The sequence below is a fragment of the Xanthomonas sp. CFBP 8152 genome, from assembly GCF_014199025.1.
Lineage (GTDB): Bacteria > Pseudomonadota > Gammaproteobacteria > Xanthomonadales > Xanthomonadaceae > Xanthomonas > Xanthomonas arboricola_B.
This window is the reverse complement of sequence record NZ_JACHNO010000003.1, coordinates 509,415-525,400: the sequence shown is the minus strand read 5'-3', so window position 1 is coordinate 525,400 and position 15,986 is coordinate 509,415. Positions and strand designations below refer to the sequence as shown.

At 66.0% G+C, this 15,986-nt stretch carries 13 protein-coding genes; 12 read left to right on the top strand and 1 reads right to left on the bottom strand.

The window, feature by feature from the left end; genetic code table 11:
- Positions 1 to 147: 147 nt before the first annotated feature.
- From frr to bamA, 6 genes are all read left to right on the top strand, one after another.
- Positions 148 to 705, top strand: a complete 558-nt coding sequence (gene frr / locus FHT09_RS14005) for a ribosome recycling factor (RefSeq protein ID WP_029221644.1) — start codon at positions 148 to 150, stop codon at positions 703 to 705.
- A 17-nt stretch (positions 706 to 722) separates the two neighbouring features.
- On the top strand, positions 723 to 1,484 hold the full coding sequence (gene uppS, locus FHT09_RS14000) for a polyprenyl diphosphate synthase (RefSeq protein WP_166775567.1): 762 nt from the start codon (positions 723 to 725) through the stop codon (positions 1,482 to 1,484).
- Complete coding sequence (locus FHT09_RS13995) at positions 1,481 to 2,308, top strand: phosphatidate cytidylyltransferase (RefSeq protein ID WP_104606316.1); 828 nt, start codon at positions 1,481 to 1,483, stop codon at positions 2,306 to 2,308. The genes uppS and FHT09_RS13995 overlap by 4 nt, the downstream gene beginning before the upstream one ends.
- Before the next feature lie 2 nt (positions 2,309 to 2,310).
- Complete coding sequence (locus tag FHT09_RS13990) at positions 2,311 to 3,501, top strand: 1-deoxy-D-xylulose-5-phosphate reductoisomerase (protein WP_104606317.1); 1,191 nt, start codon at positions 2,311 to 2,313, stop codon at positions 3,499 to 3,501.
- A 26-nt stretch (positions 3,502 to 3,527) separates the two neighbouring features.
- Positions 3,528 to 4,874 (top strand): RIP metalloprotease RseP, encoded by a 1,347-nt coding sequence (gene rseP, locus FHT09_RS13985; protein ID WP_104538118.1) that lies wholly within the window; start codon positions 3,528 to 3,530, stop codon positions 4,872 to 4,874.
- An 83-nt stretch (positions 4,875 to 4,957) separates the two neighbouring features.
- Entirely contained in the window at positions 4,958 to 7,363 is a 2,406-nt protein-coding gene (gene bamA, locus FHT09_RS13980; protein ID WP_181141332.1) for an outer membrane protein assembly factor BamA, read from the top strand.
- A 72-nt stretch (positions 7,364 to 7,435) separates the two neighbouring features.
- On the opposite strand, the gene FHT09_RS13975 is transcribed toward bamA, so the two are convergent.
- Positions 7,436 to 7,630, bottom strand: a complete 195-nt coding sequence (locus FHT09_RS13975) for a hypothetical protein (protein ID WP_146096514.1) — start codon at positions 7,628 to 7,630, stop codon at positions 7,436 to 7,438.
- Between the two features lie 128 nt (positions 7,631 to 7,758).
- On the opposite strand from FHT09_RS13975, the gene lpxD reads away from it, so the two are divergent.
- The 6 genes from lpxD to dnaE all read left to right on the top strand — a co-directional run bounded on the left by lpxD (position 7,759) and on the right by dnaE (position 15,953).
- Positions 7,759 to 8,772 carry a UDP-3-O-(3-hydroxymyristoyl)glucosamine N-acyltransferase gene (gene lpxD, locus FHT09_RS13970; protein ID WP_104606319.1) on the top strand — a complete coding sequence of 338 codons (1,014 nt, stop codon included), beginning with the start codon at positions 7,759 to 7,761 and terminating at the stop codon, positions 8,770 to 8,772.
- On the top strand, positions 8,769 to 9,230 hold the full coding sequence (gene fabZ, locus FHT09_RS13965; RefSeq protein WP_104538122.1) for a 3-hydroxyacyl-ACP dehydratase FabZ: 462 nt from the start codon (positions 8,769 to 8,771) through the stop codon (positions 9,228 to 9,230). Before lpxD ends, fabZ begins: the two co-directional genes overlap by 4 nt.
- Positions 9,231 to 9,253: 23 nt before the next feature.
- Entirely contained in the window at positions 9,254 to 10,045 is a 792-nt protein-coding gene (lpxA, locus tag FHT09_RS13960; RefSeq protein ID WP_104538123.1) for an acyl-ACP--UDP-N-acetylglucosamine O-acyltransferase, read from the top strand.
- The gene (gene lpxB, locus FHT09_RS13955; protein ID WP_104606320.1) at positions 10,042 to 11,361 is read left to right on the top strand and encodes a lipid-A-disaccharide synthase; all 1,320 of its coding nucleotides are present in this window, start codon (positions 10,042 to 10,044) and stop codon (positions 11,359 to 11,361) included. The genes lpxA and lpxB overlap by 4 nt, the downstream gene beginning before the upstream one ends.
- 26 nt (positions 11,362 to 11,387) lie before the next feature.
- Positions 11,388 to 12,083 carry a ribonuclease HII gene (locus FHT09_RS13950; RefSeq protein WP_104606321.1) on the top strand — a complete coding sequence of 232 codons (696 nt, stop codon included), beginning with the start codon at positions 11,388 to 11,390 and terminating at the stop codon, positions 12,081 to 12,083.
- A gap of 282 nt (positions 12,084 to 12,365) precedes the next feature.
- Entirely contained in the window at positions 12,366 to 15,953 is a 3,588-nt protein-coding gene (gene dnaE / locus FHT09_RS13945; protein ID WP_104606322.1) for a DNA polymerase III subunit alpha, read from the top strand.
- The last annotated feature ends 33 nt before the right edge of the window (positions 15,954 to 15,986 follow it).

The window sequence follows — 15,986 nt, the reverse complement described above, 5'->3', positions numbered from 1 at the left end:
ATGCTGCCGGTGGAGCGGCTCCAGCGGAAGCGGCGCCGGCACCGGCACCGGCAAGTGAACCGGCTGCGCGGGTCCTGACGACCCGCGAGTCGTGAAACCCCAGTCCCGGCTATAATCTCCGGATTCAGCTCCACACGGATTCCGGCGATGCTCACCCAGATCAAACAAGACGCGCAGACGCGCATGACCAAGAGCATCGATGCTCTGCGCCATTCCCTGACCACCGTGCGCACCGGCCGCGCCTCTCCGGCGCTGCTGGACGGCATCAAGGTCAAGGCCTACGGCACCGACACCCCCCTCAACCAGGTCGCCAGCATCAGCGTCTCCGAAGGCCGCTCGCTGGTCATCAGCCTGTTCGACAAGGGCATGATCAAGGACGTCGAGAAAGCGATCTATGCCTCGGATCTGGGCCTGACCCCGACCGTGGTGGGCACCGTGATCCGTCTGAACCTGCCGCCGCTGACCGAGGAGCGCCGCAAGGAGCTCAGCAAGGCCGTGCATGGCGAGGGCGAAGACAGCAAGGTGGCCATCCGCAACATCCGTCGCGATGCCAACCAGCAGGTCAAGGATCTGCTCAAGGACAAGGCGGTCACCGAAGACGAAGCGCGCAGCGCCGAAGACGACATCCAGAAGCTCACCGACAAGGCCATCAAGGATGTGGATGAGGTCGTCAAGGCCAAGGAACAGGAACTGATGACGGTCTGATCGTGGCGACGCCTGCCATGCATCCAGCACCTTCCGCTGCCGCCGTGCCGCGCCATATCGCCATCATCATGGATGGCAACGGGCGTTGGGCGCAGCGTCGGCGGCGTCCGCGCATGATCGGCCATCGCGCCGGCGCGCGTGCGGTCAATCGCACCATCGATTTCTGCCTGGAAAAAGGCGTCTCGGCGCTCACCCTGTTCGCGTTTTCCAGTGAAAACTGGGGGCGCCCGCAGGAAGAAGTCGATGCGCTGATGAAGCTGTTCCTGCATGCGCTCGATCGCGAGGTCGACGAGCTGCAGCGCCGTGGCGTGCAAGTGCGCTTCATCGGCGATCGCAGCCGCTTTGCGGCGCCGCTGCGCGAGCGCATGCTCGGTGCCGAACGCATCACTGCCGCCAATGCGCGGCTGGTGCTGAGCATCGCCGCCAGCTACGGCGGCCGTCAGGACATTGCGCTGGCCGCGCGGGCATTGGCCGAAGAGGTGGCCGCCGGTCGCCTGCAACCGCAGCAGATCGACGAAGCGCTGCTGGCCAGCCGCGTCGCGCTGGCCGATCTGCCGGCGCCGGACCTGTTCATCCGCACCGGTGGCGACACCCGCATCAGCAATTTCCTGCTGTGGCAGCTGGCTTATACCGAACTGTGGTTCACCGAAACCCTGTGGCCGGAGTTCGACGCCGGCGTGCTGCAGCAGGCACTGGACGACTATGCCGGGCGCGAACGTCGCTTCGGTCTGACCAGCGCCCAGATCGCCGACAAGGCGACGGAGAGCTCGTCCGCATGACCAAGACCCGCGTGATTGCCGCGCTGATCATGGCGCCGCTCGCCATCTGCGCGATCGTGCTGCTGCCCACGCAGTGGCTGGCGGCGCTGGCAGCGATCCTGTTCCTGACCGGCCTGTGGGAGTGGCTCAAGCTCTCCGGCATCGACGACAGCCTGCCGCGCACCGTGCTGCTGATGCTCAATCTGCTGCTGATGGTGCTGATGGTCTGGGCCTCGGCCGGCTCGATGGTGCTGTTCCAGATCGCCGCCCTGGTGGGTGTGGTCTGGTGGCTGCTGGCGCTGCTGTGGCTGCGCTTTTTCACCTTCGGTGCCGATCACGGCAACGGCCAGGCGCGCGCGCTCAAGCTCGCCGCAGGCACGCTGGCGGTCCTGCCGGCCTGGGCCGCGCTGGTGCTGCTGCATGCCAACCCGGACAAGGGCAATCTGTGGCTGCTGACCGCGCTGACCATGGTGTGGGCGGCCGATTCGGGCGCCTATTTCGCCGGCCGCGCGTTCGGCAAGCACAAGCTGGCGCCGCGGGTCAGCCCCAACAAGACCATCGAAGGCCTGCTCGGCGGCCTGTCAGCCGGCATCGTGGTCGCCTGCGCCTTCGGCTGGCTGGCCGGACTCACCCTGGCGCATGTGCCGCAGCTGGTCCTGGTCTCGGCAGTGGCGGTGCTGGCCTCGGTGCTGGGCGATCTGTTCGAAAGCCTGCTCAAGCGCCACGCCGGCGCCAAGGACTCGGGCGCGGTGATTCCAGGCCACGGTGGTGTGCTGGATCGTATCGACGGCGTGCTCGCCGCCCTGCCGGTGTTCGCACTCGGCAAGGAAATTCTCGGATTCTAGGCATGGCTGGCTCCCCTCTCCGTCAGGTCGCCGTGCTCGGCGCCACCGGCTCGATCGGTGCGTCGGCACTGGATGTGATTGCCCGTCATCCGCAGCGGCTGCGCGCCAGCGTGTTGTCGGCCGGCAGCAAGGTCGACGCCCTGCTGGCGCTATGCGTCACCTACCGCCCTGCGCATGCGGTGATTGCCGACCAATCCCTGTATCCGGCGCTACGCGACGGTCTGCGTGCGGCCGGATTGGCCACCCAGGCGCATGCCGGTGCCGACGCCCTGGACGCGCTGGCCGCCAGCGATGCCTGCGACACCGTGGTCGCAGCGATCGTGGGAGCGGCCGGGCTGCCCTCCACGCTGGCTGCGGCCCGTGCCGGCAAGCGCCTGTTGCTGGCCAACAAGGAATCCCTGGTGCTGGCCGGCGAGCTGCTGACCCGCACCGCAACTGCCGCCGGCGCCGAGATCATCCCGATCGACAGCGAACACAGCGCCATCTTCCAGTGCCTGCGTTCCTGCGACGCCAGTCGCGGCGTGCGTCGGGTGATCCTGACCGCCTCCGGCGGGCCGTTCCGGGGCTGGGACCGTGTTGCGCTGAACACCGTCACGCCCGCGCAGGCGGTCGCCCACCCCAAATGGTCGATGGGGCCGAAGATCTCGGTGGATTCGGCGACCTTGATGAACAAGGGCCTGGAGGTGATCGAAGCGCATCACCTGTTTGGCCTGCCCGGTGCGCAAATCGATGTACTGGTGCATCCGCAGAGCCTGGTGCACTCGCTGGTGGAATTCGTCGACGGCTCCACCCTGGCACAGCTTGGCCTGCCGGACATGCGCACCACGCTGGCAGTCGGCCTGGCGTGGCCGGACCGGGTTGAGTCCGGCGTTGCCGGGCTGGATCTGTTGACCCAGGGACGACTGGATTTCGAGGCTCCGGACATGGCCGCATTCCCGTGCCTGCGCCTGGCCTGGGAGGCGCTGGAGGCCGGTGGAACCGCGCCTGCGGTCCTGAACGCGGCCAACGAAGTGGCTGTTTCAGCGTTTCTTCAGGGCCAGGTGGGTTTCCTAGCGATTCCCGCGTTGGTCGAACACACACTGACAACGCTCCCACGGCACAATGCCGACTCCCTCGACACCCTGCTTTCTGCCGATGCGCAAGCGCGACAGATCACCGAACGCGCCCTCGCCCATCACCGCCTTCATGCCTGATCGATTTACGCAGACGAGTTGCATCCATGGGTGATTTCATCGGTTCGGTCTGGTGGATGATCGTCAGCCTGGGCGTGTTGGTGAGCTTTCACGAGTTCGGGCACTTCTGGGTCGCGCGCCGCTGCGGCGTCAAGGTGCTGCGCTTCTCGGTGGGCTTCGGTAAGCCCTTGTGGATGCGTCTCGACCGTCACGGCACCGAGTTCGTGGTGGCGGCCATCCCGCTGGGCGGCTATGTCAGGATGCTCGACGAGCGCGAAGGCGACGTCCATCCGTCCGAGCAGGACCAGGCCTTCAACCGCAAGACGGTATGGCAGCGCATCGCCATCGTGGCCGCCGGCCCGATCGCCAATCTGTTGCTGTGCATGGCGATGCTGTGGGCGATGTTCGTGGTCGGCAAGCAGGATTACTCGCCCACTGTCGGCCGTGCCGATGGCCTGGCCGCCGAAGCCGGCCTGACCCCGGGCGAGCGCATCGTGCGCATCGACGGACGCACCGTCAGCAGTTGGAGCGATGCCAGCATGCAGCTCACCACGGCGGCGATGGACAAGCGCGATATCCGCGTGCTGACCGCCACCGACGGCGCCGGCAACCGCGAGCACACCCTGCGGCTGTCGCAGCTGCCGGCCGGCTTTGACGAGCGCCGCGTGGCGTCGCTGGCCGGCATCGGCTGGCAGTTCATGCTGCAGCCGCCGGTCGTGGGCCAGGTGGTCGCCGGCTCTGCGGCGCAGGGGCTGCTGCAGCCGGGCGACCGCATCGTGGCCATCGACGGCCAGCCGATCCGTTCGGCCGACGAGATTCCTGTCCAACTGCAGGCACTGGGCGCGCAGGGCGGCACCGGCATGATCGAAGTCGCGCGCGGCGGAGACCGGCTGGCGCTGGAGATCGCCCCGCGCCGATCGCCGCAGGGCCAGTGGCTGCTGGGCGTGGGGTTTGCGGCGGCGCAGGCACCTGCATACGACAGCCGCCAGCAGTATGGGGTGTTCGCCGCGGTGCCGGCGGCAATCCGTGAAACCGGCCGGATGACCGCCGATTCGCTGGGCATGATGAAGCGCATGCTGACCGGCCAGGCCTCGGTCAAGAACATTTCCGGGCCGGTCACGATTGCGCGCGCGGCCAATGCCTCGGCCGAACGCGGGCTCGACTGGTTCCTGTATTTCCTGGGATTGCTGTCGCTCAGCTTGGCGATCATCAACCTGATGCCGATCCCGATCTTGGACGGTGGGCATCTGCTGTATTACCTTATCGAGTTGGTCAAGGGCAGCCCGATCAGCGAACGGGCCATGATTGCCGGACAATATGTCGGCTTGGCGGTCCTGGCCGGGCTGATGGGACTGGCGTTCTACAACGACATCCTCGGCCTGGTTCCACGATGAAGCTGCTCCCCTCTTTCCGCCTGTTGTCGTCGTCATACGTCGGCATCCAGCAACACCCGAAATCGACTCCAACCGGATGTGACATGACGCGTCTTCCCACTCGCCGCCTGCTTGCCCTCGCTCTTGCCGCCGGCCTCAGCCTGCCAGTCGTTGCCCTGGCCGCAGAGCCGTTCGTTGCCAGCGACATCCGCGTCGACGGCCTGCAGCGCATTGCCTCCGGCACCGTGTTCACCTATCTGCCGGTGAACCGCGGCGACACCGTGGACGATGGCAAGGTCGCCGACTCGATCCGTGCGCTGTACCGCACCGGCTTCTTTGAAGACGTGCAGCTGGATCGCCAGGGCAACATCCTGGTGATCACCGTGAAGGAACGTCCGGCGATCAACAAGCTCACCGTGACCGGCAACAAGGACATCAAGTCCGAGGAGCTGCTCAAGGGTCTGGGCGACATCGGCCTGACCGAGGGCGGCACCTTTGATCGCCTGAGCCTGGACCGCGTGACCCAGGAACTGACCCGCCAGTACAACAACCGCGGCAAGTACAACGTCGAGATCACCCCGACGGTCAGCCCGCTGGACCGTAACCGCGTGGACGTGGCGATCGCGATCAAGGAAGGCAAGGCCGCCAAGATCCGCCACGTCAACCTGATCGGCACCGAAAAGTTCGCCAACGAGGACATCCTGGAGAACTGGGAATCCAAGGAGCACAACTGGGCCTCGTGGTACCGCCGCGACGACCAGTACTCCAAGGAGAAGATGTCCGGCGACCTGGAGAAGCTCAACTCCTGGTACCTGGACCGCGGCTACGTGGACTTCAGCATCGACTCCACCCAGGTGTCGATCAGCCCCGACAAGCGCGACATGTTCGTCAGCGCCGGCGTCACCGAGGGCGAGCAGTACAAGATTTCCGAGATCAAGGTCACCGGCGACACCGTGCTGCCGCAGGCCGACATCGAGCGCCTGGTCATCCCCAAGGCCGGCGACATCTTCTCGCGTGCGCTGCTGGAGTACACCTCCGATGCGATCACCAACACGCTCAGCAACGTCGGTTACGCGTTTGCCAAGGTCAACCCGCTGCCGACCCCGAACCGCGAGGACCGCACCGTTGCGGTGAACCTGCAGGTGGTGCCGGGCCCGCGCGTGACCGTGCGCCGCATCCTGTACAAGGGCAACAGCCGTACCTCCGATGAGGTGCTGCGCCGCGAAATGCGCCAGTTCGAAAACACCTGGTACTCGCAGGCGGCAATCGACCGTTCCAAGATCCGCCTGCAGCGCCTGGGCTATTTCGAGAGCGTGGACGTGGAAACACCGGCCGTGCCGGGCAGCAACGACCAGGTTGACGTGGTCTACAACGTCAAGGAAACCACCTCCGGCAGCTTCGTGTTCGGCCTGGGTTACTCGCAGAGCTTCGGTGTGACCACCTCGGTGCAGCTGTCGCAGAACAATTTCCTGGGCGGCGGCAACCGGGTGGCGGTGGAAGCCTCGCGCAGCAGCTACCAGCAGCGCTATGCGTTCTCCTACACCAACCCGTTCTTTACCGACGACGGCGTGTCGCTGGGCTACAACCTGTCGTGGCGCGCGCTGGACTACTCGGACTTCAACACCGCGCAGTACAACAGCAAGAACGGTTCGGCGCAGGTGGTGTTCGGCGTGCCGATCACCGAAAACGATACCGTCTCGGCGATGGTCGGCGTCGACAGCAACCAGATCAACACGTTCCAGGGCCAGACCCCGCAAGCCATCATCAATTATATCGATGCGATCGGCACAAGCACCTTCCATGCCTGGCGCACCGAACTGGGCTGGGCACGCGATACCCGCAACGACTTCTTCATGCCGACCCGCGGCATGTATCAGCGCGTCGGCCTGGAGACCACCCTGCCCGGCTCCACGGTGGAGTACTACAAGTTCAACTACCAGATCTCCAACTACTGGCCGATCATCCCGGCGATCGTGTTGAACACCCGCTTCGAGCTGGGCTATGGCGACAGCTATGGCAAAGACAGCTCGCGTGAGATTTGCGGCATAGAGAGCAGTACGACATTTACCGAACAAGCCTGCAATGGCAGCAACCTGCTCCGATCCGTGACGGCCACCGGCCTGCCGTTCTACGAGAACTTCTACGCTGGCGGTACCAACTCGGTGCGCGGCTTCGAAGACAACACGCTGGGTCCACGCTCGGAAAGTACCCTGAACTACACGCGCGGCCAGCCGCTGGGTGGTTCGTTCAAGACCGTCGGTTCGGTGGAAATGTATTTCCCGAAGCTGTTCGACAGCCCGTCGGCACGCGTGTCAGCGTTCTTCGACTTCGGTAATGTCTACGACGGCGTGGACAACTTCAAGGCCAACGAGCTGCGTGCGTCCACCGGCGTGGCGCTGTTGTGGCGCGCACCGGTCGGCCCCATCTCGATCAGCTACGCGTTTCCGTTGAAGAAGGAAGACAACGACGAGATCGAACGTTTGCAGTTCACCTTCGGCGGTCAGTTCTAACCGCCAACGGCAACAAAAAGGCGGCTCGCTTGTGCGAGCCGCCCGTGTATCGCCGGTGGGGATGTCGGCCGGTCAGAACCAGCTGTCGAACCATGTGGAAACAGTGTTGGACAGGCAGCTGGCGATGTCGCCGGCAGGCAGGCTGAGACACTGCAGCTGCTGCTCACCGGTCGCCCTGCCCTGCTCGACATCGAAGGATTGGGCCGATGCACTTGCGACCGCGCCCATCATGACCAGACCACCAAGGATGGAAGGAATGGTTTTCATATGCTTGCTCCTGGATTCGCCGCTTGATCGCGACAGCACCCTAGATACGCAGGCTTTGTTGGGAACTGCTTAATGGTGTTTTTTCCCCGTTAAAGCCGCTCTCCCGCATTTACAAGAGGTTGACCCTGATGCGCTTGACCGCCAGTGCGATTGCCGAACAATTTGGTCTGACCCTCGTCGGTGATGGCGCCATCGAAGTCAGTGGCGTCGCCACCCTGGCGCATGCCGGCGCCGGACAACTGAGCTTCCTGTCCAATCCACGCTACCGTCCGCAGCTGGGCCAGACGCAGGCGGCAGTGGTGGTCCTGCGCGCCGACGACGCGCAGGACGCACGCGGCACCGCGCTGGTCGCCAAGGATCCCTATACCGCCTTCGCCAAGATCGCTGCCCTGTTCGACGTGGCCCCGGTGCGCGAGCCGGGCATCCACCCTTCCGCGGCGATCAACCCGACCGCACAGGTATCGCCAAACGCACACGTCGGCCCGTTCGTCAGCATCGGTGCGCGCAGCCGCGTGGGCGATGGCTGCGTGATCGGCACCGGCAGCATCATCGGCGAGGACTGCGTGGTCGATGACGGCAGCGAGCTGCTCGCCCGCGTCACCCTGGTGACCCGGGTGCGCCTGGGCAAGCGCGTACGCATCCATCCAGGTGCGGTGATCGGCGCCGACGGCTTCGGCCTGGCGATGGATGCCGGCCACTGGATCAAGGTCCCGCAACTGGGCGGTGTGGTGATCGGCGACGATTGCGAGATTGGCGCCAACACCTGCATCGACCGCGGCGCCCTGGAAGACACCGTGCTGGAAGAGGACGTGCGCGTGGATAACCTGGTGCAGATCGCGCATAACTGCCACATCGGCGCACACAGCGCCATAGCCGGCTGCACCGGGATTGCCGGCAGCGCCAGGATCGGCCGGTACTGCCTGCTCGGCGGGCATGTCGGCGTGGTCGGGCATCTGGAGATCTGCGACAAGGTGGTGATCACCGGCAAGTCGGTGGTGCGCAATTCCATCCATGCGCCGGGCGAGTATTCGTCCGGGACCCCTCTCACCGACAATCGCACGTGGCGCAAGAATGCCGCGCGCTTCAAACAACTCGATGTGCTGGCAAGGCGCATCCTGGCTGTGGGCAAGGAGAAAGAATGAGTCACCCCACTTACGAGCTGCCGATCGACGTCAACCAGATCCAGACGCTGATTCCGCACCGCTATCCGTTTCTGCTGATCGACAGGGTTGTCGAGCTCGACCTGGATGCCAAGCGCATCGTCGGGCAGAAGAACGTCAGCATCAACGAGCCATTTTTTCAGGGCCATTTCCCCACCCGCCCGGTGATGCCCGGCGTGCTGATCATCGAGGCATTGGCGCAGGCCGGTGGCGTGATGACCCAGCTCGGACTGGGACGCGACGCGCTGTCCAAGCTGTTCTACATGGTCAAGGTCGACAACGCCCGCTTCAACAAGCAGGTGGTGCCGGGCGACGTGCTCATGCTGGAAGTGCAGATGAAGCGCTTGATCCGCAACATGGGATGCTATTACGGCGAGGCCAAGGTCAACGGCGAAGTCGTGGCCAGCGCCGAAGTCATGTGCGCCGGCGCCAAGGAATAATCCGTTTTTGGAGGTGAGACACGATGCGTGATCAAGCACCCTTGATTCATCCCACCGCCGTCATCGATCCGGCGGCGCAACTGGCCAGCGATGTGCGCGTGGGCGCGTTTTCGTTGATCGGCGCCGATGTGCAGATCGATGCGGGCACCGAGGTGGGGCCGCATTGCTCGATCCACGGCCCGACCCGCATCGGCCGCAACAACCGCTTCATCGGCCACGCCGCGATCGGCGGCGAACCGCAGGACAAGAAATACGCCGGCGAGCGCACCGAGCTGGTGATCGGCAACGGCAACGTGATCCGCGAATTCGTCACCATCAATCGCGGCACCGGCGGCGGTGGGGGCATCACCGTGGTCGGCGACGACAACTGGATGCTGGCCTACACCCACGTGGCGCACGACTGTCATGTCGGCAACCACTGCGTGTTTTCCAACAACACCACGCTGGCCGGCCATGTCAGCGTGGGCGACTACGTGATCATCAGCGGCTTTGCCGGTGCGCATCAGTTCTGCCGGATCGGCGCGCATGCCTTCCTGGGCATGGGCGCGCTGACCAACGGCGACGTCCCACCGTTCACCATGGTCGGCAGCGAATCGCTGGGCCGCCCGCGCGGCATCAACAGCGAAGGGCTCAAGCGGCGCGGCTTCGATGCCGAGCGCATCACCGCGATCAAGCGCGCCTACCGCACGCTGTACGTCGCCGGCCTGCCGCTGGCCGAAGCCAAGCTGCAGCTGGCCGAACAGGCCAAGAGCAGCGAGGACGTGCGCGGGCTGCTCGCGTTCATCGAGGCGGCGGAAAGGCCGTTGTTGCGATGAGGGGAATTGGGAATCGGGAATCGGGAATCGATGCAGGCGCGCACGCTGACGCGCCTGCCGCCGGCCCATCGCCAGCACTTCCGATTCTCCATTCCCCACTGCCGATTCCCAGCGCGCAAACGCGCGCCCCACGCATCGCGCTGATCGCTGGCGAAGCCTCCGGCGACATCCTGGGTGCAGGGTTGATCGACCAGCTGCGTCGCCGCTATCCGGCTGCCGAGTTCGTCGGCATCGGTGGCGATGCGATGCGTGGTGCCGGCTGCCAGACCTGGTTCGATGCCAGCGAGCTGGCGGTGATGGGGCTGACCGAAGTGCTGCAGCATCTGCCGCGGTTGTTGAAGCTGCGCCGCGCCTTCCGCGAGCGGGTGCTGGCGTGGAAGCCGGACGTGTTCATCGGCATCGACGCGCCCGATTTCAATCTGTCGGTCGAACGCTGGCTCAAGCAGCGTGGCGTGCGCACCGTGCATTACGTCAGCCCGTCGGTGTGGGCATGGCGCGAGAAGCGTGCGGAAAAGATCGGCGCCAGCGCCGACCTGGTGCTGTGCCTGTTTCCGATGGAACCGCCGATCTACGCCAGGCACGGCATCGATGCGCGGTTTGTCGGCCACCCGATGGCCGACGACATCGCCTACCAGGCCGATCGCGAGGCCGCGCGCGCCAAACTGGGCCTGTCCGCCTCCAGCACCGTGCTGGCGGTGTTGCCCGGCAGCCGGCACGGCGAAATCAGCAAGCTCGGCGATACGTTCTTCCAGGCTGCCTGGCTGGTGTCCGAGCACCTGTCCAACCTGCACGTGCTGGTACCGGCAGCCAATCCTGGCTGCAAGCAGCTGCTGGCCGAGCAGTTGTCGCGTTCGTCGCTGCCGGTGCTGCGTTCGCACCTGCTCGAGGGCCAGGCGCGCACCGCGATGCTGGCCGCCGACGTGGTGCTGCTGGCGTCGGGCACCGCGACGCTGGAGGCGATGCTGGTCAAGCGCCCGATGGTGGTCGGCTACAAGGTCGCCCCGCTCACCTACCGCATCGTCAAGACGCTGGGCCTGCTCAAGGTCAACCGCTACGCATTGCCCAACATCCTGGCCAACGACGACCTCGCCCCCGAGCTGATGCAGGACGACTGCACGCCGGAACGCCTGTGCGTGGCCCTGCTGGACTGGTTCAAGCACCCGGAAAAAGTCGCCGCCCTGCAACCGCGCTATCTCGCCCTGCACGCGCAACTGCGCCGCGACGCGTCGGCGCGCGCGGCCGATGCGGTGGCTGGGCTGCTGACGCAGCTGGAATCGGGAATCGGGAGTGGGGAATCGGCAGGAGCTGGGTCGTGAAGCGCTTGACTTCCCACGGTACCGTTATGGCTCCGACCAAGCAGGACACGCTTTTTCACGATTCCCGATTCCCGATTCCCGATTCGCGGTTGATCGCCGGTGTCGACGAGGCCGGCCGCGGCCCGCTCGCCGGGCCGGTGGCGGTGGCGGCGGTGGTGTTCGATCCCGGCAAGCCGCGCATCAACGGGCTGGACGATTCCAAGCAGCTGAGCGCGCAGCGGCGCGAGCAGTTGTACGCGCGTATCGTCGAGCGGGCGCTGGCGTGGTCGGTGGTACTGATCGACAGCGAGGAGATCGACCGCATCAACATCTACCAAGCGACCATGCTGGGCATGCGGCGTGCGGTGGAAGGCGTGGCGCATGTGGCCGGGTTCGCGCGCATCGACGGCAACCGGGTGCCCAAGGGCCTGCCCTGCCCGGCCGAGGCCTTGATCGGCGGCGACGCGCTCGATCGCGCCATCATGGCCGCCTCGATCGTGGCCAAGGTCACCCGCGACCGCCTGATGCACGAGCTGCACGCCCGACACCCCGAATACCGCTTCGACCAGCACAAGGGCTACGCCACGCCGGTGCATCTGGCCGCGCTGCGCAGCCACGGGCCGTGCCCGCAGCACCGCCGCAGCTTCGCCCCGGTGCGGCGTGCGCTGGGAATGGAGGCGTCGCAGTCGCAGTGGGATGTGCCCTGCGCGGCGCCGGCCGATGACCTGCTGCTGGCCGACTGAGCGACCGCAATTCAGGCCGAGCTAGCCCGGTAATGGCGCAAGCATCCATGCGCGCGCATGCGACCGGCTCGGCCACGGCGTCGAGCGAGTCCGCACGCGCAGCCCCACGTGCCCCCGATCCGCGCAATCGCCCCCGCTGCACTGCACGCAGCTAGCCGAAGCCTGAATCGGCCGCACCACCCAGCCCCCGTGGCAGCTGGCCGCGGCCCTGCGCCGATGCTGTCAAGCCTTGTTCGACCCGACCACGCTCGCTACCCTGACCACGCATTATTCCGGTCTCGCATGTCCACTTCCCGCTTCGTCCATCTGCACGTCCACACCGAGTTCTCGCTGGCGGATTCCACCATCCGCGTGCCCGAGAAACCGGATCAGGCTGACCCGAAAAAGGCCAAGCAGGCCAACCTGCTGAGCCGGGCGGTCGAGCTCGACATGCCCGCACTGGCAGTCACCGACCTCAACAACCTGTTCGCGCTGGTCAAGTTCTACAAGGCCGCCGAAGGCGTGGGCATCAAGCCGATCGCCGGCGCCGACGTGATGATCGCCACCCCGGACATGCCGCCCTGGCGCATGACCCTGCTGTGCCGCGACCGCGAAGGTTACCTGAGCCTGTCGCGCCTGCTGACCCGCGCCTGGATGGAAGGCCACCGCCCCGAAGGCGGCGTGGCGATCCACCCGGAGTGGCTGCAGAGCGGCCACGCCAACCTGTTCGCCCTGGCCGGGCGCGACAGCCTGGCCGGACGCCTGTTCGGCGAAGGCCGCGCCGATCTGGCCGAGCAGCAGCTGGCCGACTGGCAGCGCGTGTTCGGCGACGGCCTGCATCTGGAACTGACCCGCACCGGGCGCGAGGGCGAAGAACGCTTCAACCAGTTCGCGCTGCATGCGGCGGGTGTGCGCGGCCTGCCGGTGGTGGCCAGCAACGATGTGCGCTTCCTGTACGCCAGCGACTTCAATGCGCACGAGGCGCGTGTATGCATTTCCTCGGGCCGCGTGCTCGACGATCCCAAACGCCCGCGCGAGTACAGCGACCAGCAGTACCTGAAGTCCGGCGACGAAATGGCCGCGCTGTTCGCCGACGTGCCCGATGCGATCGACAACACGCTGGCGCTGGCGCAGCGCTGCAACATCGAGATGCGCCTGGGCACCTACTTCCTGCCCGCCTACCCGGTGCCCGAAGACGAGACGCTGGACAGCTGGATCCGCAGCCAGTCGCGCGATGGCCTGGCCGCGCGCCTGGAAAAGAACCCGATCGCGCCCGGCAAGACCCGCCAGGACTATGTCGACCGGCTGGAATTCGAGCTGGACACCATCATCAAGATGGGCTTCCCCGGCTACTTCCTGATCGTGGCCGACTTCATCCAGTGGGGCAAGCACCAGGGCATTCCGATCGGCCCGGGCCGCGGTTCCGGTGCCGGCTCGCTGGTGGCGTGGGCACTGCAGATCACCGACCTGGATCCGCTGCCGTACAACCTGCTGTTCGAGCGCTTCCTCAATCCCGAACGCGTGTCGATGCCCGACTTCGACATCGACTTCTGCATGGATCGCCGCGACGAGGTGATCGACTACGTGGCGCGCAAGTACGGGCGCGAACGGGTCAGCCAGATCATCACCTACGGCACAATGGCGGCCAAGGCGGTGGTGCGCGACGCAGGGCGTGTGCTCGGCTTCAGCTACGGTCTTGTCGACAGCGTCGCCAAGCTGATTCCCAACATCCTGGGCATCACGCTCAAGGATGCGATGGGCGAAGGCAAAGACTCGGAGATGGCCTCGCCAGACCTGATCCAGCGCTATCAGGTCGAAGACGACGTGCGCGACCTGATGGATCTGGCCCGTCAGCTCGAAGACCTCACCCGCAACGCCGGCAAGCACGCCGGCGGCGTGGTGATCGCGCCGGAGCCGCTCTCCGAGTTCTGCCCGCTGTTCGCCGAACACGACGAAGACGGGCGCGGCAAGAATCAGGTCACCCAGTTCGACAAGGACGATGTTGAAGCGGTCGGCCTGGTGAAGTTCGACTTCCTCGGCCTGCGCACGCTGACCATCATCGACTGGGCGGTCAAGGCGATCAACGTGCGCCATGCGCGCGCCGGCATCGACCCGGTCGACATCACCGCCATTCCGCTCGACGACGTGCCCACCTATAAGGGCGTGTTCGCCTCGGGCAATACCGGCGCGGTGTTCCAGTTCGAATCCTCGGGCATGCGCCGCCTGCTCAAGGACGCCCGCCCGGACCGCTTCGAAGACCTGATCGCGCTGGTATCGCTGTACCGCCCCGGCCCGATGGACCTGATCCCGGACTTCAACGCCCGTAAACACGGCCAGCAGGAGATCGTCTACCCGGATCCGCGCACCGAAGTCATCCTCAAGGACACCTACGGCATCATGGTGTACCAGGAGCAGGTGATGCAGATGGCGCAGATCGTCGGCGATTACTCGCTGGGCGGCGCCGACCTGCTGCGCCGCGCCATGGGCAAGAAGGTGCCGGCCGAAATGGCCAAGCACCGCGAGATCTTCCGCGAAGGCGCGGCCAAGGGCGGGGTGAGCGCGGCCAAGGCCGACGAAATCTTCGACCTGATGGAGAAGTTCGCCGGCTACGGCTTCAACAAGTCGCACGCCGCCGCCTACGCGCTGGTCAGCTACCAGACCGCATGGCTGAAACGGCATTACCCGGCCGAATTCATGGCCGCGACGCTGTCCTCGGACATGGACAACACCGACAAGGTGGTGGGCTTTCTCGATGAGGTGCGCAATCTCGGTCTGACCGTCAAACCGCCGCGCGTCAACGAGTCGGCCTACATGTTCGAGGCCGCCAGCCCGGACACGATTCAGTACGGCCTGGGCGCGATCAAGGGCGTCGGCCAGGGCGCCTGCGAGGCGATCGTCGAAGAACGCCAGCGCGGCGGCCCCTACACCACGTTGCTGGATTTCTGCACGCGCGTGGGCACCGCCAAGCTCAACCGGCGCACGCTGGAAGCGATGATCAACGCCGGGGCGATGGACGGGCTGGGCAAGAACCGCGCCTCGCTGATGCTGCAGCTGCCGGAAGTGGTCAAGGCCACCGAGCAGCTGGCACGCGAGCGCGCCTCGGGCCAGAACTCGCTATTCGGCGGCCCGGACCCGAGCGCGCCGGCGTTGCGTCTGGACCTGCCCGAAGGCAAGGAGTGGCCGCTGGGCCAGTTGCTCACCGGCGAGCGCGAAACGCTGGGCTTCTATCTCAGCGGTCACCCGTTCGACCCGCACCGCGACGAAGTGCGCGAGCTGGTCGGCTGCGACCTAGGCTCGCTGGAGAAGATCCTCGCCTCGCAACAACGTGGCGGCGGTGGCGGCGATGGCGAAAAACGCGCCTGGCGCCCGGAAGTCAGCGCGATCCTGGCCGGCCAGGTAATCGGGGTGCGGCGCAAGGGCGACAGCCAGGTGTTCGTGCAGCTCGAAGACGGCCGTGGTCGGGTCGAATGTAGCGCGTTCTCCGACGCGATGGCCGAGTTTGGGCATCTGCTCACCCGCGACCGCATCCTGATCGTCAAGGGCGGCCTACGCGAGGACGAATTCAACGGCGGCTACAGCCTGCGCATCCGCCAATGCTGGGACTACGAACAGATCTGCGCCGACCACGCGCAGCGCCTGTCGCTGCGCCTGGATCTGCGCGAAAAGCAGGCCTGGAAACGCATCGACGCCCTGCTGGCCAAGCACCGCCCCGGCAAGACCCCCCTGCGCCTGGACCTGCTGCTGCGCGCCTCCACCGGCGGCGTGGCCGGCATGCTCGACCTCAACGGCAGCCACTCGGTGCGCCTGGACCAGCAACTGCTCGACGGCCTGCGCGCCGACCCGGCAGTGCGCACGCTCAAGGTCAAGTACAACCCGCCGTGGGCGAACTGACGCGCCACCCGCCGCCGCCCCGCTCCGTTATCA